The sequence below is a fragment of the Streptomyces sp. R44 genome (assembly GCF_041053105.1).
Lineage (GTDB): Bacteria > Actinomycetota > Actinomycetes > Streptomycetales > Streptomycetaceae > Streptomyces.
Genome location: NZ_CP163444.1, coordinates 5,556,831 through 5,578,007 on the forward strand (window position 1 = coordinate 5,556,831; position 21,177 = coordinate 5,578,007).

The following is a 21,177-nucleotide window of genomic DNA, read 5'->3' on the forward strand; positions in this document are numbered from 1 at the left end:
GAACCCGATCCGGCGCAACGCAACCCGGACAGCGGTCGCCGAGATGCGACCCTGTCCGGGTTGCGGTGATATGGGGGCCTAAGTCTCGGCAAGACCATCGGGAGGCACTCCATGCGCGGAGCCACACACGCCAAGTGGGCCGCACTGGCCACCGCCGTCGCCCTCGCGGCGACGGCCTGTGGCGGCGGCGACAGCGGCGGTGGCGGGGGAGGGGCCGACGGCATCGTGAGTTCCTCGTGGGGCGACCCGCAGAACCCGCTGGAGCCCGCCAACACCAACGAGGTCCAGGGCGGCAAGGTCCTGTCCATGATCTTCCGAGGGCTCAAGCAGTACGACCCGAAGACCGGCGAGGCCAAGAACATGCTCGCCGAGAAGATCGACACCACGGACTCGCAGAACTTCACCATCACGGTCAAGGACGGCTGGACCTTCTCCAACGGCGAGAAGGTCACCGCGAAGTCCTTCGTCGACGCCTGGAACTACGGCGCCAGCCTGAAGAACAACCAGAAGAACGCGTACTTCTTCGGCCAGATCGAGGGCTACGACAAGGTCCACCCCGACAAGGGCGAGCCCACCGCCGAGACCATGTCCGGCCTCAAGGTCACCGGCCCCCAGACCTTCACCGTCAAGCTCACGCAGAAGTTCTCCACCTGGCCCATCACCCTCGGCTACGCGGCCTTCTCCCCGCTGCCCCAGGCCTTCTACAGCGACCACGCCGGCTGGCTCTCGAAGCCCATCGGCAACGGCCCGTACACGGTCGACTCGTACTCCAAGGGCTCCCAGATGTCCCTGAAGAAGTGGGACGCCTACCCCGGCCCGGACAAGGCCCAGAACGGCGGCATCACCCTCAAGGTCTACACCGACAACAACACCGCCTACACGGACCTGACGGCCGGCAACCTCGACCTCGTCGACGACGTTCCCGCCTCCCAGCTCAAGAACGTCCAGGCCGACCTCGGCGACCGGTACATCAACGTCCCCGCCGGCATCATCCAGACCCTCTCCTTCCCGTTCTACGACCCCGCGTGGAACAAGCCGGGCCAGGAGAAGCTCCGGCAGGGCCTCTCCATGGCGATCAACCGCCAGCAGATCACCGAGACGATCTTCCAAAAGACCCGCACCCCCGCCGTCGACTGGACCTCCCCGGTGCTCGGCGAGGAGGGCGGCTTCAAGGACGTCTGCGGCGACTTCTGCAAGTACAACGCCGAAGAGGCGAAGAAGCTGGTCGCCGAGGGCGGCGGCATTCCCGGCGGCACGATGAAGATCTCGTACAACGCCGACACCGGCTCCCACAAGGAGTGGGTGGACGCCGTCTGCAACTCCATCAACAACGCCCTCGGCAACAACAAGGCCTGCGTCGGCAACCCGATCGGCACCTTCGCCGACTTCCGCAGCCAGGCCAGCACCCAGAAGCTGCCGGGCCCCTTCCGCGCCGGCTGGCAGATGGACTACCCGCTCATCCAGAACTTCCTCCAGCCGCTGTACTACACCAACGCCTCCTCCAACGACGGCAAGTACTCCGACCCGGAATTCGACAAGCTGGTCAACGAGGCCAACGCCGAGGCCGACACCGCGAAGGCCGTCGGACTCTTCCAGCAGGCCGAGGGCGTCCTCCGCGACGACATGGGGGCCATCCCGCTCTGGTACCAGAACGGCAGCGCCGGCTACTCGGACAGGGTCGAGAACGTGACCCTGAACCCCTTCAGCGTCCCGGTCTACGACCAGATCAAGGTCAAGTGACGACGTAGCAGTACGGCGGCGTACGGCCCGGGCCGCGGATCCCCGCGCCGGGCCGTACGCCGTCCCGCAACCCACCCTTCCTGGAGGCCTCCGTGGGTCGATACGTGATCCGGCGGCTGCTGCAGATGATCCCGGTCTTCTTCGGCGCCACGCTGTTGATCTTCCTGATGGTGAACGTGATGGGCGACCCCATCGCCGGCCTCTGCGGCGACCGCGCCTGCGACCCGGCGACGACCGCCCAGCTGGAGAAGGAGTACGGCCTCGACAAGCCGGTCTGGCAGCAATACCTGACCTACATGGGCAACGTCTTCACCGGGGACTTCGGCACCGCCTTCAACGGCCAGCCCGTCACCGAGCTGATGGCCAGCGCCTTCCCGGTCACCATCCGGCTCACCATCGTCGCGATCCTCTTCGAGATCATCATCGGCATCACCCTCGGCGTCGTCACCGGCCTCAAGCGCGGCCACCCCGTCGACACCGGCGTCCTGCTGCTGACCCTGGTCGTCCTCTCCATCCCCACCTTCGTCACCGGTCTGCTGCTCCAGCTGCTCCTGGGTGTCGAATGGGGCTGGATCAAGCCGGCCGTCTCGCCCGAGGCGCCCTTCAACGAACTGATCGTCCCCGGCCTCGTCCTCGCGTCCGTCTCGCTCGCGTACGTCACCCGGCTCACCCGGACCTCCATCGCCGAGAACAAGCGTGCCGACTACGTCCGCACCGCCGTCGCCAAGGGCCTGCCCCGCCGCCGGGTCGTCACCCGGCACCTGCTGCGCAACAGCCTCATCCCCGTGGTGACCTTCATCGGCGCCGACATCGGCGCCCTCATGGGCGGCGCCATCGTGACCGAACGGATCTTCAACATCCACGGCGTCGGCTACCAGCTCTACCAGGGCATCGTCCGCCAGAACACCCAGACCGTCGTCGGCTTCGTGACGATCCTCGTCCTGGTGTTCCTGCTGGCCAACCTGCTGGTCGACCTCCTGTACGCCGTCCTTGACCCGAGGATTCGCTATGCCTGAGCCCTTTGAGCCCCTTGAGTCGTACGGAGAAGAAGGGCGCGCCATCGCATCGACCGGCGCCGGCGGCGCATCCGACCTCGGCACCCAGGAGGCCGAGACCCTCGAGAAGACACCGGGCGGCCCGGAAGGAACCGGCGCCGACAAGAAGCCCCGCTCCCTCTGGTCCGACGCCTGGCACGACCTGCGCCGCAACCCGATCTTCATCATCTCCGCGCTCGTCATCACCTTCCTGGTGATCATCTCCATCTGGCCCCAGCTGATCGCCTCCGGAGACCCGCTCGACTGCGACCTGTCCAAGGCGCAGGAGGGCTCCCAGCCCGGCCACCCCTTCGGCTTCAACGGCCAGGGCTGCGACGTCTACACCCGCACCGTCTACGGCGCCCGGACATCCGTGACCGTCGGCGTCCTCGCCACCCTCGGCGTCGCGGTCCTCGGCAGCATCCTCGGCGGCCTCGCCGGCTTCTTCGGCGGCACCTGGGACGGCATCCTCTCCCGGGTCACCGACGTCTTCTTCGCCATCCCCGTCGTCCTCGGCGGCCTCGTGCTCCTCTCCGTGGTGACCAGCTCCACCGTCTGGCCCGTCATCGGCTTCATGGTGCTCCTCGGCTGGCCGCAGATCTCCCGCATCGCCCGCGGCTCCGTCATCACCGCCAAACAGAACGACTACGTCCAGGCCGCCCGCGCGCTCGGCGCATCCAACTCCCGGATGCTGCTCCGGCACATCACGCCGAACGCCGTCGCCCCGGTCATCGTCGTCGCCACCATCGCCCTCGGCACGTACATCGCCCTCGAAGCGACCCTGTCGTACCTCGGCGTCGGCCTGAAGCCCCCCACCGTCTCCTGGGGCATCGACATCTCCTCGGCGTCGCAGTACATCCGCAACGCGCCCCACATGCTGCTCTGGCCGGCCGGCGCGCTCGCCATCACCGTGCTCGCGTTCATCATGCTCGGCGACGCGGTGCGCGACGCCCTCGACCCCAAGCTGAGGTAGGGACCCATGCTGCTCGAAGTGCGCGACCTGCACGTGGAGTTCCACACCCGGGACGGGGTGGCCAAGGCGGTCAACGGCGTCAACTACTCCGTCGACGCGGGGGAGACCCTCGCGGTCCTCGGCGAGTCCGGCTCCGGCAAGTCCGTCACCGCCCAGGCCGTCATGGGCATCCTCGACATCCCGCCGGGGAAGATCAGCGGCGGCGAGATCCTCTTCCAGGGCCAGGACCTGCTCAAGCTGAAGGAGGAGGAACGGCGCAGGATCCGCGGCGCCAAGATGGCGATGATCTTCCAGGACGCGCTGTCCTCCCTCAACCCCGTCATCAGCGTCGGCGACCAGCTCGGCGAGATGTTCCAGGTCCACCGGGGAATGTCGCGCAAGGACGCCAAGGCCAAGGCCGTCGAGCTGATGGACCGGGTCCGCATCCCCGCCGCCAAGGAACGCGTCGGCCAGTACCCGCACCAGTTCTCCGGCGGCATGCGCCAGCGCATCATGATCGCGATGGCGCTCGCCCTCGAACCCGAACTGATCATCGCCGACGAGCCCACCACCGCCCTCGACGTCACCGTCCAGGCCCAGGTCATGGACCTCCTCGCCGAGCTCCAGCGCGAGCTCAACATGGGCCTCATCCTCATCACGCACGACCTCGGCGTCGTCGCCGACGTCGCGGACAAGATCGCCGTCATGTACGCGGGGAAGATCGTCGAACAGGCGCCCGTGCACGAGATCTACAAGGCCCCCGCCCACCCCTACACCCGGGGCCTGCTCGACTCGATCCCGCGCCTCGACCAGAAGGGCCAGGAGCTCTACGCGATCAAGGGCCTGCCGCCCAACCTCCTCGCCATCCCCCCCGGCTGCTCCTTCAACCCGCGCTGCCCGCTCGCCCGGGACCGCTGCCGCACCGAGGTGCCGCCGCTGTACGACGTGACCGAGTCCCCGGTGCCGCGCGCCAGCGCCTGCCACTTCTGGAAGGAGTGCCTCCATGGCTGAGGCGATTCTCGAAGTCCGGGACCTCCACAAGCACTACCCGCTGACCCGGGGCATCCTCTTCAAGAAGCAGGTCGGCGCGGTCAGGGCCGTCGACGGGGTCGACTTCGACCTCGCCGCCGGCGAGACCCTCGGCATCGTCGGCGAGTCCGGCTGCGGCAAGTCGACCGTCGCGAAGATGCTGGTCAATCTGGAGCGGCCGACCTCCGGCACCATCCGCTACAAGGGCGAGGACCTCACCAAGATGTCCCCGCGCGCCCTCAAGGCCGTCCGCCGCAACATCCAGATGGTCTTCCAGGACCCGTACACCTCGCTCAACCCGCGCATGACCGTCGGCGACATCATCGGCGAGCCGTACGAGATCCACCCCGAGGTCGCGCCCAAGGGCGACCGGCGCCGCAAGGTCCAGGACCTCCTGGACGTCGTCGGCCTCAACCCCGAGTACATCAACCGCTATCCGCACCAGTTCTCCGGCGGCCAGCGCCAGCGCATCGGCATCGCCCGCGGTCTGGCCCTCCAGCCCGAGGTCATCGTCGCGGACGAACCGGTCTCCGCGCTCGACGTCTCCGTCCAGGCGCAGGTCGTCAACCTCCTCGACCGCCTCCAGGCCGAGTTCTCCCTGTCGTACGTCTTCATCGCCCACGACCTCTCGATCGTCCGGCACATCTCCGACCGCGTCGGCGTCATGTACCTCGGCCGGATCGTCGAGATCGGCACCGACGCCCAGATCTACGACCACCCCACCCATCCCTACACCCAGGCGCTGCTCTCCGCCGTGCCCGTGCCCGACCCCGAGGCGCGCGCCCACCGCGAGCGCATCCTCCTCTCCGGCGACGTGCCGTCCCCGGCCAACATCCCCTCCGGCTGCCGCTTCCGTACCCGCTGCTGGAAGGCCCAGGAGCGCTGCACCCTCGAAGTCCCGCTCCTCGCCGTCCCGGCCGTCTTCCGCCTCACGGACAGCCCGGCGAAGCACGACTCGGCCTGCCACTTCGCGGAGGAGAAGCAGGTGGTGCCCCCGGAGGAGCCCCAGGAGGAGCCCCCGACGCCGTAACGCGCGGGCAACCGGACGGAATCGGATCCGATATACGGACATTGGACAGTGGATCCTGTACGGCCGTGCGGGTGCCGTGAGCCGGCCGGGGCGCGCCATGTCGCCCCGGCCGGCTGCCATGTTCCGTTCATGCGGAACCGCTTGTTTCGGTCGGTCGCGACCGTGAGTATCGGGGCCGTGACTGTGACACGACCGGCACGTCTCACCGGCGCCGCGCTCTGCGCCGCGCTCGCCCTCATCGCCGCCGTGTGGATCCTCAAGGACCTCGCCGCGCTCGGGTCGCCCGCCGACCTCGCCTGGTACTGGGCCGGGGACCACCACTTCCTGATCCGGGGGCGGTCCACCACCTCCCTGATCGACCCCGTCCTCCTCGCCGCCTACGCCGCCTGCGCCGTCGCCGCGCTCCGCTCACGGCACGCGGCCTCCGCCCTCGCCGCCGCCGGCGCGGTCACCCTCGCCCTGCGCCTCCCCGGGCTCTGGGCGGCCGGGAGCGGCGTCCTCGTCACCTCCCTCCTCGAACTGGCCCTGGGCACCGGACTCGTCCTCGCCGCCGCCCTCGGCCGCCGCCCGGCGGACGCCCCCTACGAGCAGGAGCCCACTCGCCCCCGTACCGGCCCCGCCGTCGCCGCCGGGATCCTCCTCGCGGTCGCCGCCCTCCTCACCACCCTGTGGGAGCTGTACTGGGCCGGCGAACTGCCCCTGGAGATCACCGTCGACCGGTTCACCGGCGGCCGCTCCGTCGTGAAACCCGCCCTCGCGCCCCCGCCCGGCTGGCTGTCGGCGATCGCCCTCGGCCTGTACGGCACGGCCGCCGTCTCCTGCCTCGCACGGGCCCGCCACAGCCGGGCCTTCGGGCTCCTCGCCGCCTGGCTCCTGACCGCCGGCGGCCTCGGCGGGGTGGCCCGCGCCGTCCGGTACGAGACCCTCACCCGCCTCGCCGACCTCACCACCCCCGACGCGGCGGACGTCCTCACCTCCGTCTTCGAGCTGCTCGCCGGCCTCGCGGTCCTCGCGCTCCTGGCCGGGCGCGGCGCCCCCGCCGCCGCCCCCGGCCCGTACCCGGCGGCCGGGGCACGCCCCCCGGCCCCGCCCTACCCGACACCCCCCGGCTGGTGACTCAGCGGCTGAGGCCGAGCGACCGCTTCAGGAAGTCCACCTGGAGCAGCAGCAGGTTCTCCGCGACCTGTTCCTGCGGCGTCATGTGCGTCACCCCGGAAAGCGGCAGCACCTCGTGCGGCCGGCCCGCCGCGAGCAGCGCCGACGAGAGCCGCAGCGCGTGCCCCACCACCACGTTGTCGTCCGCGAGGCCGTGCACCACCATCATCGGCCGGGCCGGCTCCTCCGGCGCGGACAGGCCGTCGTCGGTCAGCAGCGACTGGGCCGCGTACACCTCGGGGTCGTCCTGCGGGGTGCCGAGGTACCGCTCCGTGTAGTGCGTGTCGTACAGCCGCCAGTCCGTCACCGGCGCCCCGACCACCGCCGCGTGGAAGACGTCGGGCCGCTGGAGCACCGCACGCGCCGCCAGATAGCCGCCGTACGACCAGCCGCGGATCGCCACCCGGTCCAGATCGAGCGGGAAGCTCCCGGCCAGCGCCCGCAGCGCCTCCACCTGGTCGTCCAGGGTCGGCGAGAGGTCCCGCAGGATCGACTTCTCCCAGGCGGGGGAGCGGCCCGGCATGCCCCGCCCGTCCGCCACGACCACCGCGAAGCCCTGGTCCGCGAACCACTGCGAGGTCAGGTACGGATGGTGCGCGGCGAGCACCCGCTGCCCGTGCGGACCGCCGTACGGATCCATCAGGACCGGCAGCGGCCCGTCCCCCTCCTCGTACCCCGAGGGCAGCAGCACCGCGCACGGGATCCGCCGCGCCCCCGCCTCCGTGAGCCGCACGCGCGCGGAGATCACCGGCCGCTGGGCATACGAGGCGACCACCGCTGCCCGCTCGCCGTCCCGCAGCACCCGCGCCACGCTCCCCGGCTCCTCCGGCCGCGCCGACACCAGGACCGTCACCGCGCCGGAGCGCACCGCGCCGTGCACGCCGGTGCCCTCGGACAGCCGCGTCAGCCGCTCCGCGCCCCGCCCGGTCACCCGGTACACATGGATCTCGCCGGTCTCCGGCTCCGCCGCCGCCTCACCCGCCGAGGCCGACACCAGGACGTCGTCCGCCCCGACGTCGAGCACCGCCCGGACGTGCAGCTCCGGACCCGTCCACGTCTCCTCCCCGACGGCGAGGACCCGCGCCCCGCCCTCGTCCGTGACCCGGACCAGCCCGCCGCCGGGCCCCCACGCCGGCACCCCGCGGTGCAGCTCCAGCCACGCCGGGTCCGTCTCCGCCCGCACGGTCGCGGTCTTCCCCGACTCCGGGTCCACCGACAGGAACAGCTGCTCCCGCTGGTCCCGCGTCTGCACGAGCAGCAGCGGCGCCCCGGCCGCCGACCAGTGCACCCGCGCCAGATACGGATACCGCTCCCGGTCCCACACCACCTCCGTACGGGACCCGTCGAGGCCCAGCACGAACAGCCGCACCTCCGCGTTGGCCGTCCCCGCCGCCGGGTACCCCACCCGCTGCGGCTCCCGCTCCGGGTGCGCCGGGTCCGCGATCCACCAGCGCCGCACCGCCCGGTCGTCCGCGCGCGCCACGAGCAGCCGGTCCGAGTCGGGCGACCACCAGGAGCCGCGGTCCCGGCCCATCTCCTCGGAGGCGATGAATTCGGCCAATCCGTAGGAGACGTGCTCGTCCTCCGGAACGGCCAGCGCACGGTCGTCCGAACCGTCCGCGCCGACCACCCGCAGGGCGCCCTCCGTCACGTACGCCACGAACCGCCCGTCCGGCGAGGGACGGGGGTCGATCACCGGCCCCGGCACCGGAAGCTCCCGCGCCGTGCCCGCCCGCAGCTCCGCCGTGAACAGCCGCCCCGACAGCGCGAACGCCGCCAACTCCACGGCCCCGTCCACCGCGTACGCCACGATCCCCGCCGAGCCCTCCCGGCTCCGCTCCCGGCGCGCCCGCTCCTGCGGCGACAACTCCTCCTCCGCGCCCGCGAGCAGCGCCGCCGGGTCCGCGGCCACCCGCTCCCCGGGCTCGCCGTCCCGGGGCAGGTCGAGCACCCAGAGCCGGTGCGAACGGTCCGTCCCGGAACCGGATCTGACGAACACCACGCGCTCCCCGTCCGGGGAGACCGAGAAACCACGCGGGACCCCCAGGGTGAACCGCTGGGTCCGGGCGTGCTGGCGGGGGAAGGAGAGCCCGGCCGAGGGTGTGGCGGGCTGCTGCGAAGACAAGGTCATGCGGCTGAAACTAGCGCTGTGCGCCCCCCTCGTGCCTCCGTCCGCCGATCGATGCGGCCGCACGGATAGTTATGATCCGTAGCGCTAGGTGGGTATGCATCGGACTGGCATGCCCTCTGGCACATGCTGATCGACCGAACCGCTCGAATATCCGACCGAAGGTGGAGGTGAACCGCCGTGGCACTCTCGATCTCCGTGGTGGTGCTGCTGGCGATCGTCGTCTTCCTGCTGATCCGGAAATCCGGGCTGAAGGCTGGACATGCGGCGGTCTGCGCGCTCCTGGGCTTCTACCTGGCGAGCTCCTCCATCGCCCCGTCCATCAGCACCCTCACCACGAACGTGGCGGGCATGATCGGCGGCCTCAAGTTCTGACCGGCCCGACCTCGTAGGGTGGGGGCATGTCCGATCTCCCCGCCCGCCGTCTGCTGCTCGTGCACGCGCACCCGGACGACGAGTCGATCAACAACGGCGCCACCATGGCCAGGTACGCGGCCGAGGGTGCCCTCGTCACCCTGGTCACCTGCACGCTGGGCGAGGAGGGCGAGGTCATCCCGCCCGACCTCGCCCACCTGGCCCCCGACCGGGAGGACCGGCTCGGCCCGCACCGCGTCGGCGAACTCGCCGCCGCGATGACCGAGCTGGGCGTCACCGACCACCGCTTCCTCGGCGGCCCCGGGCGCTTCCGCGACTCCGGAATGATGGGCGCCGAGCAGAACAAGCGGGCCAACGCCTTCTGGAACACCGACGTCGACACCGCCGCGCCGCACCTCGTCGAGGTGATCCGCGAGACCCGCCCGCAGGTCCTGATCACCTATGACCCCGACGGCGGCTACGGCCACCCCGACCACATCCAGGCCCACCGGGTCGCCACCCGCGCCGCCGAACTCGCGGCGGACGCCTCGTACCGCCCCGACCTCGGCCCGGCCCACACGATCGCCAAGATCTACTGGAACCGCGTCCCGCGCCCCGTCGCCGAGGCCGGCTTCGCCCGGCTCCGCGCCGAGGGCTCCGCCTTCCCCGCCGTCGCCGAGATCGACGACGTGCCCGGCGTCGTCGACGAGGACCGGATCACCGCCGAGATCGCCGCCGACCCCGCGTACACGGCCCGCAAGAGCGCCGCGATGGCCGCCCACGCCACCCAAGTCGCCGTCGACGGTCCCTTCTTCGCCCTCTCCAACGACCTCGGCCAGCCGATCTTCACCACCGAGTACTACGAACTCGTCCAGGGCACCTCGGGCGCCCCTGCGGGCGAGCGCGAGACGGACCTCTTCGCGGGAGTGACGGCATGAGCGACGCCGCCGTCTCCCCGGGCGTCCGGTACGTCTCGTACGCCGTCCTGCTCGTCCTCGGCGCCCTCGTCGGCATCGCCGGGTCCCTCGTCCAAGCCGCCTGGTTCCCCGGCGGCTTGCTCCTCGCGCTCCTGGCCACCGCCGCCCTCTTCTACGGAGGGCTCCGCGCCACCGGCACCCAGGTCGGCGTCGCCTCGGCCGCCGGCGGCTGGCTCGTCGCCGTCATCCTGCTCAGCCTCGGACGCCCGGAGGGCGACGGGGTGTTCGGCGGGGGCGGGGGCGAGCTGCTCTTCCTCTTCGGAGGCATGGCACTCGCTGTGATGTGCGCCACTCTGCCCCGGCTGTCCCGACCGACCCCGTGAACAGCACGACTTGAGACCGGGGACGCCCTGACTTCGGCCGGATTGCCCGTCGTCCGTCACCCAGGGGTCGGGTATGAGTCGGCGGCGTTCAGTATGGTGGTGCGCGCCGCCGAACCGCCCGGGTCAACACGAGCATCAGCAAGAGCGGGCGGTGGAGCCAACCGGGAGATCCTGCTTTGAGTCGTGAAACTGGTCGAGAGACTGACAGTTCGTCCTCCGGCGCCCAGGGGCGCGGTGGAGCCGCCTACCCCTCGGGTACCCCGCCGTACGGATCCCGCCAGTATCCGTCGCTCCACCCCACGCAGGACGCGCCGGAGGAGACCCCCGCCGCGTCCGCGCCGCCGGAGGAGCCCAAGACCGAGACGACGCTGACGACCCGGATCCGGATCAACATCCCGGGTTCGCGTCCGATTCCGCCGGTCGTGGTCCGCAAGACGGTCAACGAGACGTCCGCCCCGGTCCCCGAGCCGGAGCCCGCTCCCACCGTGGAGCCGGAGCCCGAGCCGGTGGCCGTGGCCGCGCCGGAGCCGCCGCAGGCGGCCGAGGAGGCCCCCCAGGCGCCGCAGGCTCCGAAGGCGAAGGAGACGAGCGACTGGTTCGCCCCGCGCAAGGCGGCGGCCCCGGCGCCCGCCCCTGCCCCCGCTCCGGCATCGGCACCCGCCGCCAAGCCGGCCCCGGCGCCCACCGGACCGGACGCCCAGGGCACGGGCTTCGCGGGCTCGGCGACCTCGGGAGTCCCGACGGTCGGCACCACCCCGTCGAGCCGCCCGGTCACCGCGACCCCGCAGACCCCGCCGGGCAACCCGCTGTACGAGAGCGGGACGCCGGCGGGCGGTACGCCGATGTACGACGGCACGCCCGCGGGCGGTACGCCGATGTACGACGGGACCCCGGCGGGCGGCACCCCCCTGTACGACGGCACCCCGGCGGCCGGCACGCCCGCGTACCGCGGTCCGGGCGGACCGGGTGCCCAGGGCGCCCCGGGCGGCCCGGCGGCGCCCACCGGCCCCACCACGGGCCCGGTCACCGGCACGGCCACCTTCGGCGGCGCCAGGACCGCCCCCCGGCCGCCCTTCGGCGGCGGCCAGGGCGCGGCGGGCTCCCCGTTCGCAGTTCCCGACGTCGCGCCCCGCATGTCCGACGACACGGCGGTCCTGACGCCGCAGCAGCCGGCCCCGGCGCCGACGTCCGGCCCGGGCGCGGCGGCGGCCGACCACGGCACGCACATCTCCGGGGACACGCTGACCAGCGGCATCCCCGTGGTCCCGCCGGCGGCGGCCCGCCCGGACCTGACCCCGCGGATCGAGGACCACGCGACCCCGGCGCCGCGCCCGGCTCCGGCGGCGAACCGGGCCCCGGCGGCGAACCGGGCCCCGGCGAAGAAGGGCCGCTCCAAGCTGGTCCTCGTCGCGGCCGGAGTCGTCGGCCTCGCGGGCGTCGCGTACGGCGCCGGACTGCTCCTCAACCACTCCGACGTCCCGAAGGGCACCACGGTGCTGGGCGTGGACATCGGCGGCGGTACCAAGGAGGAGGCCGTGAACAAGCTGGACGCGGCGCTCGGCAAGCGGGCCACCGCCCCGCTCCAGCTCGGCGTCGGCGGCAAGAAGGTCCAGCTGGCCCCGGACAAGGCCGGCCTGGCGCTCGACAGCCAGGAGACGGTCCGCGCGGCGGCGGGCAGCGACTACAACCCGGTCTCGGTGATCGGCTCCCTCTTCGGCGGCGAGCGGGTCGCCAAGCCGGTCTTCCCGGTCGACGAGGAGAAGCTCGCGGTCGCGCTGACCGACCTGGCGGGCACGTCCGCGTCGGCGACGGAGGGCACGATCGTCTTCGCCCCGAACAAGGTCACCCCGGTCGAGGGCAAGCCCGGCCAGGGCCTGGACGTCCAGCGCTCGATGATCTCGGTGCGGGACGCCTTCCGGGCCCAGGTCGAGACCGGCCAGAACAAGCTGGTCGAGCTGCCGGTCACCACCCGCAGGCCGACGATCACGAAGGCCGAGCTGGACCGGGCGATGAAGGAGTTCGCGACGCCCGCGATGTCCGGCCTGATCAGGATCCAGGCGGGCGGCAAGCACATCGACTTCGGCCCGGCGCGGTCGCTGCCGCAGATCCTGTCGATGAAGGCGGTCGACGGCCGGCTGATCGAGGTCTACGACAAGAAGGCGATCGAGCGGCTCCTCGACGGTGCCTTCGACGGCGTCATGATCACCAAGGGCGACGGCACCAAGCACCAGGTGTCCGCCGACGACGTGGCCTTCGTGATGCGCGACGCGCTGAAGGGCAAGACCCTCGCGGAACGCACGAAGACGATCGACCTGAGCGGCGAGGGCTGAGAAGCCCCGCCCGGCGCGCGCGAGCCCCCGTCCCCCTTCCGGGACGGGGGCTCGCGCGCGCCTGCGGGTCAGTGGGCCACGAGAACGGCGGATAGGGCGAGCGCGCCCGGCAGGGCCTGGGCGAAGAGGATGCGGCGGTTGGCGGTGGCGGCGCCGTAGATCCCGGCGACGACGACACAGGACAGGAAGAAGACCTTGGCGCTGAAGCCGGTCGGGTCGTCGGCGACGAGACCCCAGACGAGACCGGCGGCGATGAATCCGTTGTAGAGCCCCTGGTTGGCGGCCATGGGGGCGGTGGCGCGGGCCATCTCGGCGTCGAAGCCGGAGAAGCGCCGGCCGGTCGCCTTCTCCCACAGGAACATCTCCATCACCAGGATGTAGGCGTGCAGGAGGGCGATGAGGGCGACGAGGATGTCGGCGGTGAGCGGCATGGGGTGCATTCTGCCTCCGCGCGTGCCGCCGAGCGCACCGGACTCCACGCGGACCCGCCCGGGCACCCGCCGGACACGTCCACCCGGCGTTCCGCTTGGATCGGGCCCATGACTCATCTGCTCGGTTCCGTCACCGTGCCCTCCGGCGTGCTGGTCCTCGCGACGGCCGGGGCCGTCGACTCCTGGGCCGGCACCGACCGCCCGCTCTCCGAGCGGGGCCTCGCCGCCGCCCGGGCCGGCGGCGGGCACCTGCACCTTCCCGAGGACGGGGAGCCCGAGGACTGGTTCTGCGAGGCGGTCGTCGTCCCCGCCGCGAGCGACCGGCCCCTTCCCGTACGCGCCGAGGCGGCACCCTCTCCGTTCGACGGCGAGCCGACGGTCTCCGTCCTGGAGATCGACCTGGGGCTCCCGTGGCCCGAGGAGCGCGGCACCGGCCCCGTACACCTCGGCGATCTGCCCGTGGACCGGTGCGGGACGGTCCTGGGTGACGCGCGGGCCCTGGACGGGTTCGTCGGCCTGGAGGGGGACTCCGTGGACGGGCTCGCGGACGTCACGTACTGGGGCCGCCATCAGGACGAGGCCCACGCCGAGTTCGGCGGCGAGCCCACCCCGTACGGCGGCCCGTACGCGCATCTCGACCTCGCCGTCGCCGACGCCGAGGAGCTCGGCGAGCGGATCACCGCCTGGGTGGAACGAGGACCCGGCAAGGGGCTGATGGTCGCCGTCGAGGAGCACTCCCACCACCACCTGCTCCAGCGCGCGGCCCGGAACCGCCCCCTCCTCGCCGGGGTCCTCGACATCGCCGGCTGCCGGGTCCTCGGCCTCGACGCGGACCCGGGCGACCATTCCGTCCGCCACCACGGCGAACGCTCCTGGAACAGGGTCTACCCGGTCACCCTCGCGCCCCACGAGGGCACCACGGTCCTGCGCTGGACCATCCCGCCGCACGCGGAGGAAAAGGGGTCGTCGTGCTGAACCGGCTCGCGTAGAGTCCCGCGCAAGGGCGGGGTCGTAGCACAGAGGTAGTGCGCCGCGACAGCATCTCGGAGGACGCCGGTTCAAATCCGGCCGCCCCGCCCCCTTTCTCCCTTCCGGCCCGCGCGGCCGGCTCCCTAGTTGAGCAGCGCCCGCGCCGCCTGGGCCCGGCGGCGGATCGTCGTCGCCGACTCCGGGTCCACCGCGTCCATGACCTGCGCGTACGCCTCCATCTCCACCGCGCCCGTGAGGAACTCACCGCGCTGGACCAGCAGCTCGGCGCGCTCGTAGCGGAGTCTCGCCGGGTGCGAGGGGAGCAGCAGGGCCAGCTCCACCGCCCACAGGGCCACGTCGGAGCGTTCGGGGCGGGGGGCCGCCCAGGCGCGGATGTTGTTCAGGATCCGCAGGACGATCGCGCCCGGCTCGGCGGGCCGGAGCATCGAGCGGTCGAGCGCCTCGCCCGTCGCGCTCGCCACCAGGAGCTCGGCGTCCGTGCCCGTCATGGCCCGGCCGCCCGCGAACGGGTCGGCGAGGTTCAGGTCGGCGGGGTCGCCGAAGCCGACGACGAAGTGACCGGGCAGCCCGAGCCCGTACACCGGCGCGCCGGCCCGGCGGGCGACCTCCATCCAGACCACGGAGAGCAGGATCGGCAGGCCACGGCGGCGCCGCAGCACCTCGTGCAGGAGCGAGGACTCCAGGCGCTGGTAGTCGGCGGGCACGCCCTCGAAGCCCTCGTGGCGGCCGAGGAGCGCGGCGAGCTCCGCCGCCCAGTCGCCGGTGATCCGGGTCGCGTACGGGACGAGCCCGGCGAGCCGGTCGAGCTCGATCTCGGCCTCGTCGATCTCGCGCGGGGTGACGGCGGGGTCGGCCACGGCCCCGATGAGCAGGCAGAGCCGGGCGAGGTCGGGCCGCTCGGCCCGGGCCTCCTCGGCGAACTCCCGCCGCCAGTCGGACGCGTCGACCGGTGGTTCGTCCTCGCTCACGCCTCCGCCCATCGGTAGTGGTGGTAGTGGTGGTGGGGCGCGAAGCCCATGCCGTCGTACAGCGCCCGCGCGCCGTCGTTGTCCGCCTCCACCTGGAGCCAGGCCGCCGACGCGCCCTCGTCGAGCGCCTGCCGGGCGAGCGCCGTCATGACGGACGTCGCCAGGCCCCGGCGCCGCTGTCCGGGGTCGACCTCGACCGCCATGAAGCCGGCCCAGCGGCCGTCGACCACACAGCGTCCGATCGCCGCCGGTACCTCCCCCGTGCCCGCGACGGACGCGAACCACACACTCGGACCGGACGCGAGGACGGACCGCACGGCCGGGCTCGCCTCCTCGTCGCCGGAGAAGCGCTGGTAGCGGCGCAGCCACGGCTCGTCGACCGTCCGGGAGAGGCGTACGGCGGAGACGTCGGCGTCCAGGTCGCCGATCGGGGCGAGCGCCGCGATCCGCACCTCGGCGGAGACCTCGCGCCGCCAGCCGTGCCGGTCGAGGGCCGCGCACAGCAGTTCCTGGGTGCCCTCGGCGCCGGTGGCGGTCTGGACGTACGCCGGGAGCTTCCGGGCCGCGTACCACGCGCGCGCGTGCGTCAGGGCCTCGGCGACCGGCAGTCCGGGATCGCCGAGCGGCAGGACGGAGTTGGCCCGCCGGGTGAATCCGTCGGCGGCCCGCAGTGTCCACTCGCCGAGGGCCTCGCTCTCGACCGGCTGCCACGCGCGCGCGGTGGCCCTGGCGAGCTCGGGGAAGGTGGCCGAGGGGCCCCGCCGGCGGGCCGGGGCGGCCGGCACGACCTTCCCCGCGACCAGCGCGGATTCCGCGATCCGGACGCTCTCGCCGCTCTTTCGTGTGATCAGCAGCACACCGGCGTCCCATGATGTGAGAACCCCGACCGCGTCGGTGAACTTCTCACCCGGTTCCGCAGAGTCCGTCACATACCGAACGGAGACACGTTTTCCCACGTCAGCGCTGGTAATTCGCACTTCAAGGCGCCCTCCGCCGGTGATTTCCACAGCTTCTCCGCCCCTCCTGTTCGGATCGCCCCCAAGAACGGAGATACTAGGTGCGGGCATCGACGACGCCGCGCTCCCGCGCAGACCAGCCCTATCGAGGAGGAACGACAGCGTGACCTACGTCATCGCGCAGCCTTGTGTCGACGTCAAGGACAAGGCGTGCATCGAGGAGTGCCCCGTCGACTGCATCTACGAGGGCAAGCGGTCCTTGTACATCCACCCGGACGAATGCGTCGACTGCGGGGCCTGTGAGCCGGTCTGCCCGGTCGAGGCGATCTTCTACGAGGACGACACCCCGGAGGAGTGGAAGGACTACTACAAGGCGAACGTCGAGTTCTTCGACGAGCTCGGTTCGCCCGGTGGTGCCTCCAAGCTCGGCGAGATCGAGCGCGACCACCCCTTCATCGCCGCCCTGCCGCCGCAGAACGGCTGATTCATTCGCCCTCGGTCCCGTACGGCCTCGCCGCTGTACGGGGCCGAAGCGTTTTCCGTACGCACGAGGAAGTGAGCCAACCCGTGAGCGCAGTCTCTTCGCGCCTTCCCGTCTTCCCCTGGGACAAGCTGGAGCCGTACAAGAAGACGGCCGTGGCGCACCCGGACGGAATCGTGGACCTGTCCGTCGGCACGCCCGTGGACCCGGTCCCCGCGCTGATCCAGGAGGCCCTGGTCGCGGCCGCGGACTCGCCGGGCTATCCCACGGTGTGGGGGACGACGGAGCTGCGGGACGCGCTCACCGGCTGGTGCGAGCGGCGGCTGGGCGCGGTGGACTTCGCCCACGGGAACGTGCTGCCGGTGGTCGGCTCCAAGGAGCTGGTGGCCTGGCTGCCGACGCAGCTGGGGCTCGGCGCCGGTGACGCGGTGGCCTACCCGCGGCTGGCGTACCCGACGTACGAGGTGGGGGCGCGGCTCTGCGGTGCGACGCCCGTCGTCTACGACGACCCGGTCGCCGACCTCGACCCGGCCGCGGTGAAGCTGCTGTGGCTCAACTCCCCGTCCAACCCGACCGGCAAGGTCCTCGCGAAGGACGAGCTGACCCGGATCGTGGCCTGGGCGCGCGAGCACGGCATCCTCGTCTTCTCCGACGAGTGCTACCTGGAGCTGGGCTGGGAGGCCGACCCGGTCTCGGTCCTGCACCCGGACGTCTGCGGCGGCTCGTACGAGGGGATCGTCGCGGTCCACTCGCTGTCCAAGCGCTCCAACCTGGCCGGCTACCGGGCGGCGTTCATCGCGGGCGACGCGGCCGTCCTGGGCGAGCTGCTCCAGATCCGCAAGCACGGCGGCATGATGACGGCGGCGCCGGTGCAGGCGGCGACGGTCGCGGCGCTCGGCGACGACGCGCACGTGGCCGAGCAGCGGGAGCGGTACGCGGCCCGCCGGGCGGCGCTGCGGGCGGCCCTGGAGGCGCACGGCTTCCGGATCGAGCACAGCGAGGCCAGCCTGTACCTGTGGGCGACCCGGGACGAGCCGTGCTGGGAGACGGTGGCGTACCTGGCGGAGAAGGGCATCCTGGTGGCCCCCGGCGACTTCTACGGCGAGGCCGGGGAGCGGTTCGTGCGGGTGGCGTTCACGGCGACGGACGAACGGGTCGAGGCCGCGGTCAAGCGCCTGGGCTGAGCCCGTGGGACGCCGGAGGGCCCGGGGAGCGTGTGCTCCCCGGGCCCTCCGTGCGTCGTGGTGCGGGTCAGCCGCCGAGGGGCAGGCCGCCCAGGGTCTGGCCGGTCGGCAGGCCGCCCAGGCCGCCGCCCAGGGCGCCGCCGGTGGGGCCCTCGGCGCTCTCGGCGGCGGCGCCGGCGGTCTGGCCGACGACCTCGCCCGTGCTGCCGGCCGTCTTGCCGACGACCTCCTGCGCGGCGGGGGTGGCGGTCTTGCCGGCCGTGCCGACGGTCTTGCCGGCGGCCGGGACGGCCGTGCCGACGGCCTTGCCGCCGGTCTCGCCGACCACGCCGGTGGCGGTCTGCGAGGCGCTGTCGAGGGCGCTGCCCGCGCCGGCGGCGTCCAGGGCGGTCACGCCGTTGAGGGCCCCGGTCGGCGCGAGGCCCTGGTCCAGGGCGCTCGCGGAGCCGGCCGCACCGACCACGGGGGCTGCTCCGGCCGCGACGATGAGGGCGGCACGGGCGATCCGGCGGGTCAGGGAGAGGGACATGGTGCTCCTTCGGCGAAGAGGACGATTACGGGGTGACAACCGGCCCTGGGGCGGGGGAGGTTGCGGCGGCCGAAGGTAAAGAGTTGGTAATGCGTCGTATTGTCGGGTGGGGAGGAAAACGGACGAACGCGTCATTGCGAGAAGCCCTGCGGAACCGTCACTTCCCTTGTGCCGCAAGGGATGCGAGGGGGAGGGGTGACGCCTGGGAAAAGCGACGCGAGGCCCGCGCGAATTTCCTCCACGACGAACCCGCCGCGTGCCACGACCGAGTGAACCCCCGCACGACTGCACGACCGCACGACCGCACGACCGCGGGGCGAGCCGTACGTGGACGGCTTCCGCGGGCCCGGTCACGGGGTGAGCCGTACGTGGACGGCTTCCGCGGGCCCGGTCACGGGGTGAGCCGTACGTGGACGCCTTCCGCGGCCCCGGCTACTGGGCCAGCCGTACCCGGACCGACGCGCCGCCGACGGCCCCCGCGCCCGACGACTTCGACCAGCCGCCGTCCGCCTCGCCCGCGCGCCAGACCCGGTCGCCGAACGACACCTCCGTGATCCGCAGCTCGTCCGCCCGCGCCACCGACCACTGCGCCAGCTCCCAGCCGCGCCGCTCGTCCGAACCGGCCCCCGGCGCGCTCCCCGCGCCCGTCGCCGTCCGGACCGGCACCACGAGCACCGGCGGCTCCGAAGCCGAACGGCCCGCGCTCGGACCGCCCGTCACCGCCTCGGGCGCCGCCTTCTCGCCGAAGGCCCGCACCAGCTCCCGGCGCAGCTGCTCCGGGTCGCCCGGCCGGCCCTTCACCTCGCTCGTCGTACAGGTCAGCGCCGCCGGCGACCGGCCCGTCAGCGCCGCCGACAGCAGCGCCGCGTCCGGCTCGTGCTTCGCGTACGCCTGCGGGAAACCGCTCCGCTGCACCTTCTGCGCCGCCACCGTCAGCGGCAGCCGCGAGTACCCCGGGACCTTCTCCAGGCCCTCGTAGAACTTCCCCGACGAGTACACCGGGTCCATGATCTGCGCCGCCGTCCCCCAGCCCTGCGAGGGCCGCTGCTGGAAGAGGCCCAGCGAGTCCCGGTCGCCGTGCTCGATGTTCCGCAGCGCCGACTCCTGCAGCGCGGTCGCGAGCGCGATCGTCACCGCCCGCTCCGGCAGCCCCCGCGTGGTGCCCACCGCCGAGATCGTCGCCGCGTTGGACGCCTGCTCCGGAGTGAACTCGTAGCGGTTGTCCCCGCTGCCCACACTGCACCGGGGCGCACCCGTGCTCCCCGTCAGCTGGTGGACGGCCACGTACGAGGCGAGGCCGAGGAGCACGGCGAACGCGGCCGCGGAACGGGCGAGGCGGCCCCGACGGCGGGGGCGGGTGGGCTCGGACACGGGGCCCACCGTACTGGAGGCCGCGTTAGGGTCGGCACATGGCAGACATCACCCCGCTCGACGGCCCCCTCGACCTCTCCCTGGACGGGGCCGCGCTCACCGCGGCCCTCGTCGACTTCCCGTCCGTCAGCGGGACCGAGCGGCCGCTCGCCGACGCGATCGAGGCGGCCCTGCGCGCCCTGCCGCACCTCACCGTCGACCGCTTCGGCAACAACGTCGTCGCCCGCACGGATCTCGGCCGCGGCGAGCGGATCGTCCTCGCCGGCCACATCGACACCGTGCCGATCGCCGACAACGTGCCCTCGCGCCTCGACGAGGACGGCATCCTCTGGGGCTGCGGCACCTCGGACATGAAGTCCGGGGTCGCCGTCCAGCTGCGGATCGCCGCCACCGTCCCCGAGCCCAACCGCGACCTCACCTTCGTCTTCTACGACAACGAGGAGGTCGCGGCCCACCTCAACGGCCTCGGCAAGATCGCCGACGCCCACCCGGAGTGGCTCGTGGGCGACTTCGCCGTCCTCCTGGAGCCCTCCGACGGCCAGGTCGAGGGCGGCTGCCAGGGCACCCTGCGCGTCATCCTGCACACCGCCGGCGAGCGCGCCCACTCCGCGCGCGCGTGGATGGGCTCCAACGCCATCCACACCGCCGCCCCGATCCTCGACCGCCTCGCCGCCTACGAGCCGCGCAAGCCGGTCATCGACGGACTCCAGTACCACGAGGGCCTCAACGCCGTGAAGATCGAGGGCGGCGTCGCCACCAACGTCATCCCCGACGCCTGCGCCGTCACCGTCAACTACCGCTACGCCCCCGACCGCTCCCCGGCCGAGGCGCTGGCGTACGTCCGCGAGTTCTTCGAGGGCATCGACATCGCCGAGTTCGTCGTCGACGACGAGAGCCCCGGCGCCCTGCCCGGCCTCTCCCACCCCGCGGCCGAGGCCTTCATGAAGGCCGTCGGCGGCAGCGCCCAGCCCAAGTTCGGCTGGACCGACGTCGCCCGCTTCAGCGCCCTCGGCGTGCCCGCGGTGAACTACGGCCCCGGCGACCCCCTGTACGCGCACAAGCGCGACGAGCACGTCCACGTCGACCGCATCCACCACTGCGAGGCGCGGCTCCGCGACTGGCTGACCGCCCGTCTCCCGTAATTTCGGATTTCGTCACCTCTGTGGACCTACCCTGACCCCACCAGAAGATCGTCGGTTCGACGGAGGGAGCAGG

At 72.6% G+C, this 21,177-nt stretch carries 20 protein-coding genes and 1 tRNA gene; 15 read left to right on the top strand and 6 right to left on the bottom strand.

Features of this window, described 5'->3' with window-relative positions; translation table 11 throughout:
• The first annotated feature begins 111 nt into the window (after positions 1-111).
• The 6 genes from AB5J54_RS25985 to AB5J54_RS26010 all read left to right on the top strand — a co-directional run bounded on the left by AB5J54_RS25985 (position 112) and on the right by AB5J54_RS26010 (position 6,901).
• Positions 112-1,740, top strand: coding sequence for an ABC transporter substrate-binding protein (locus tag AB5J54_RS25985; RefSeq protein ID WP_369146325.1), 1,629 nt, complete (start codon positions 112-114; stop codon positions 1,738-1,740).
• A 92-nt stretch (positions 1,741-1,832) separates the two neighbouring features.
• Positions 1,833-2,756, top strand: coding sequence for an ABC transporter permease (locus tag AB5J54_RS25990; RefSeq protein ID WP_369146326.1), 924 nt, complete (start codon positions 1,833-1,835; stop codon positions 2,754-2,756).
• Positions 2,749-3,747, top strand: a complete 999-nt coding sequence (locus AB5J54_RS25995) for an ABC transporter permease (protein ID WP_369146327.1) — start codon at positions 2,749-2,751, stop codon at positions 3,745-3,747. Before AB5J54_RS25990 ends, AB5J54_RS25995 begins: the two co-directional genes overlap by 8 nt.
• A 6-nt stretch (positions 3,748-3,753) precedes the next feature.
• Positions 3,754-4,737 (top strand): ABC transporter ATP-binding protein, encoded by a 984-nt coding sequence (locus AB5J54_RS26000; RefSeq protein WP_369146329.1) that lies wholly within the window; start codon positions 3,754-3,756, stop codon positions 4,735-4,737.
• Entirely contained in the window at positions 4,730-5,785 is a 1,056-nt protein-coding gene (locus tag AB5J54_RS26005; RefSeq protein WP_369146331.1) for an ABC transporter ATP-binding protein, read from the top strand. Before AB5J54_RS26000 ends, AB5J54_RS26005 begins: the two co-directional genes overlap by 8 nt.
• 177 nt (positions 5,786-5,962) lie before the next feature.
• Entirely contained in the window at positions 5,963-6,901 is a 939-nt protein-coding gene (locus AB5J54_RS26010; RefSeq protein WP_369146332.1) for a hypothetical protein, read from the top strand.
• 1 nt (position 6,902) lies between these two features.
• On the opposite strand, the gene AB5J54_RS26015 is transcribed toward AB5J54_RS26010, so the two are convergent.
• Positions 6,903-9,071, bottom strand: coding sequence for a prolyl oligopeptidase family serine peptidase (locus tag AB5J54_RS26015; RefSeq protein WP_369146333.1), 2,169 nt, complete (start codon positions 9,069-9,071; stop codon positions 6,903-6,905).
• Positions 9,072-9,248: 177 nt separating this feature from the next.
• On the opposite strand from AB5J54_RS26015, the gene AB5J54_RS26020 reads away from it, so the two are divergent.
• The 4 genes from AB5J54_RS26020 to AB5J54_RS26035 all read left to right on the top strand — a co-directional run bounded on the left by AB5J54_RS26020 (position 9,249) and on the right by AB5J54_RS26035 (position 13,052).
• On the top strand, positions 9,249-9,443 hold the full coding sequence (locus tag AB5J54_RS26020; RefSeq protein ID WP_015035959.1) for a hypothetical protein: 195 nt from the start codon (positions 9,249-9,251) through the stop codon (positions 9,441-9,443).
• Positions 9,444-9,469: 26 nt separating this feature from the next.
• Positions 9,470-10,360, top strand: coding sequence for an N-acetyl-1-D-myo-inositol-2-amino-2-deoxy-alpha-D-glucopyranoside deacetylase (gene mshB, locus AB5J54_RS26025; protein WP_369146334.1), 891 nt, complete (start codon positions 9,470-9,472; stop codon positions 10,358-10,360).
• Complete coding sequence (locus AB5J54_RS26030) at positions 10,357-10,722, top strand: DUF6113 family protein (protein WP_369146335.1); 366 nt, start codon at positions 10,357-10,359, stop codon at positions 10,720-10,722. Before mshB ends, AB5J54_RS26030 begins: the two co-directional genes overlap by 4 nt.
• A gap of 176 nt (positions 10,723-10,898) precedes the next feature.
• A complete protein-coding gene (locus AB5J54_RS26035) occupies positions 10,899-13,052 on the top strand; it encodes a hypothetical protein (protein ID WP_369146336.1) in 2,154 nt (717 codons plus the stop codon).
• Positions 13,053-13,120: 68 nt separating this feature from the next.
• Here AB5J54_RS26035 and AB5J54_RS26040 read toward each other — a convergent pair whose 3' ends face one another.
• Positions 13,121-13,483 carry a DUF1304 domain-containing protein gene (locus tag AB5J54_RS26040; RefSeq protein WP_369146337.1) on the bottom strand — a complete coding sequence of 121 codons (363 nt, stop codon included), beginning with the start codon at positions 13,481-13,483 and terminating at the stop codon, positions 13,121-13,123.
• 108 nt (positions 13,484-13,591) lie between these two features.
• Here AB5J54_RS26040 and AB5J54_RS26045 point away from each other — a divergent pair, with 108 nt between their 5' ends.
• Both AB5J54_RS26045 and AB5J54_RS26050 read left to right on the top strand, forming a co-directional pair.
• On the top strand, positions 13,592-14,458 hold the full coding sequence (locus tag AB5J54_RS26045; protein ID WP_369146338.1) for a hypothetical protein: 867 nt from the start codon (positions 13,592-13,594) through the stop codon (positions 14,456-14,458).
• A 28-nt stretch (positions 14,459-14,486) separates the two neighbouring features.
• A tRNA-Leu gene (locus tag AB5J54_RS26050) sits at positions 14,487-14,561 on the top strand.
• 34 nt (positions 14,562-14,595) lie between these two features.
• On the opposite strand, the gene AB5J54_RS26055 is transcribed toward AB5J54_RS26050, so the two are convergent.
• Both AB5J54_RS26055 and AB5J54_RS26060 read right to left on the bottom strand, forming a co-directional pair.
• Complete coding sequence (locus tag AB5J54_RS26055) at positions 14,596-15,453, bottom strand: tetratricopeptide repeat protein (protein ID WP_369146339.1); 858 nt, start codon at positions 15,451-15,453, stop codon at positions 14,596-14,598.
• Positions 15,438-16,448 carry a GNAT family N-acetyltransferase gene (locus AB5J54_RS26060; protein ID WP_369146340.1) on the bottom strand — a complete coding sequence of 337 codons (1,011 nt, stop codon included), beginning with the start codon at positions 16,446-16,448 and terminating at the stop codon, positions 15,438-15,440. Before AB5J54_RS26060 ends, AB5J54_RS26055 begins: the two co-directional genes overlap by 16 nt.
• A gap of 112 nt (positions 16,449-16,560) precedes the next feature.
• On the opposite strand from AB5J54_RS26060, the gene fdxA reads away from it, so the two are divergent.
• Together fdxA and AB5J54_RS26070 are read left to right on the top strand one after the other, a co-directional pair.
• Positions 16,561-16,881, top strand: a complete 321-nt coding sequence (gene fdxA / locus AB5J54_RS26065) for a ferredoxin (protein WP_015035968.1) — start codon at positions 16,561-16,563, stop codon at positions 16,879-16,881.
• A gap of 83 nt (positions 16,882-16,964) precedes the next feature.
• Positions 16,965-18,062 (top strand): bifunctional succinyldiaminopimelate transaminase/glutamate-prephenate aminotransferase, encoded by a 1,098-nt coding sequence (locus AB5J54_RS26070; protein ID WP_369146341.1) that lies wholly within the window; start codon positions 16,965-16,967, stop codon positions 18,060-18,062.
• A 67-nt stretch (positions 18,063-18,129) separates the two neighbouring features.
• Here AB5J54_RS26070 and AB5J54_RS26075 read toward each other — a convergent pair whose 3' ends face one another.
• Positions 18,130-18,591, bottom strand: coding sequence for an ATP-binding protein (locus AB5J54_RS26075; protein ID WP_369146342.1), 462 nt, complete (start codon positions 18,589-18,591; stop codon positions 18,130-18,132).
• Positions 18,592-19,023: 432 nt separating this feature from the next.
• Entirely contained in the window at positions 19,024-19,971 is a 948-nt protein-coding gene (locus AB5J54_RS26080) for a hypothetical protein (RefSeq protein WP_369146343.1), read from the bottom strand.
• 29 nt (positions 19,972-20,000) lie between these two features.
• Between AB5J54_RS26080 and dapE the strand changes: the two genes are divergently transcribed.
• The gene (gene dapE / locus AB5J54_RS26085) at positions 20,001-21,104 is read left to right on the top strand and encodes a succinyl-diaminopimelate desuccinylase (RefSeq protein ID WP_369146344.1); all 1,104 of its coding nucleotides are present in this window, start codon (positions 20,001-20,003) and stop codon (positions 21,102-21,104) included.
• The last annotated feature ends 73 nt before the right edge of the window (positions 21,105-21,177 follow it).

Bases quoted from the DNA above. Each gene is read 5' to 3' on its own strand.
- AB5J54_RS26030 (WP_369146335.1), top strand. From the start codon at position 10,357: ATGAGCGACGCCGCCGTCTCCCCGGGCGTCCGGTACGTCTCGTACGCC.
- AB5J54_RS26055 (WP_369146339.1), bottom strand. From the start codon at position 15,453: ATGGGCGGAGGCGTGAGCGAGGACGAACCACCGGTCGACGCGTCCGAC.
- AB5J54_RS26040 (WP_369146337.1), bottom strand. From the start codon at position 13,483: ATGCCGCTCACCGCCGACATCCTCGTCGCCCTCATCGCCCTCCTGCAC.
- AB5J54_RS25985 (WP_369146325.1), top strand. From the start codon at position 112: ATGCGCGGAGCCACACACGCCAAGTGGGCCGCACTGGCCACCGCCGTC.
- dapE (WP_369146344.1), top strand. From the start codon at position 20,001: ATGGCAGACATCACCCCGCTCGACGGCCCCCTCGACCTCTCCCTGGAC.
- AB5J54_RS26015 (WP_369146333.1), bottom strand. From the start codon at position 9,071: ATGACCTTGTCTTCGCAGCAGCCCGCCACACCCTCGGCCGGGCTCTCC.
- mshB (WP_369146334.1), top strand. From the start codon at position 9,470: ATGTCCGATCTCCCCGCCCGCCGTCTGCTGCTCGTGCACGCGCACCCG.
- AB5J54_RS26075 (WP_369146342.1), bottom strand. From the start codon at position 18,591: ATGTCCCTCTCCCTGACCCGCCGGATCGCCCGTGCCGCCCTCATCGTC.
- AB5J54_RS26045 (WP_369146338.1), top strand. From the start codon at position 13,592: ATGACTCATCTGCTCGGTTCCGTCACCGTGCCCTCCGGCGTGCTGGTC.
- AB5J54_RS26000 (WP_369146329.1), top strand. From the start codon at position 3,754: ATGCTGCTCGAAGTGCGCGACCTGCACGTGGAGTTCCACACCCGGGAC.
- AB5J54_RS25995 (WP_369146327.1), top strand. From the start codon at position 2,749: ATGCCTGAGCCCTTTGAGCCCCTTGAGTCGTACGGAGAAGAAGGGCGC.
- AB5J54_RS26005 (WP_369146331.1), top strand. From the start codon at position 4,730: ATGGCTGAGGCGATTCTCGAAGTCCGGGACCTCCACAAGCACTACCCG.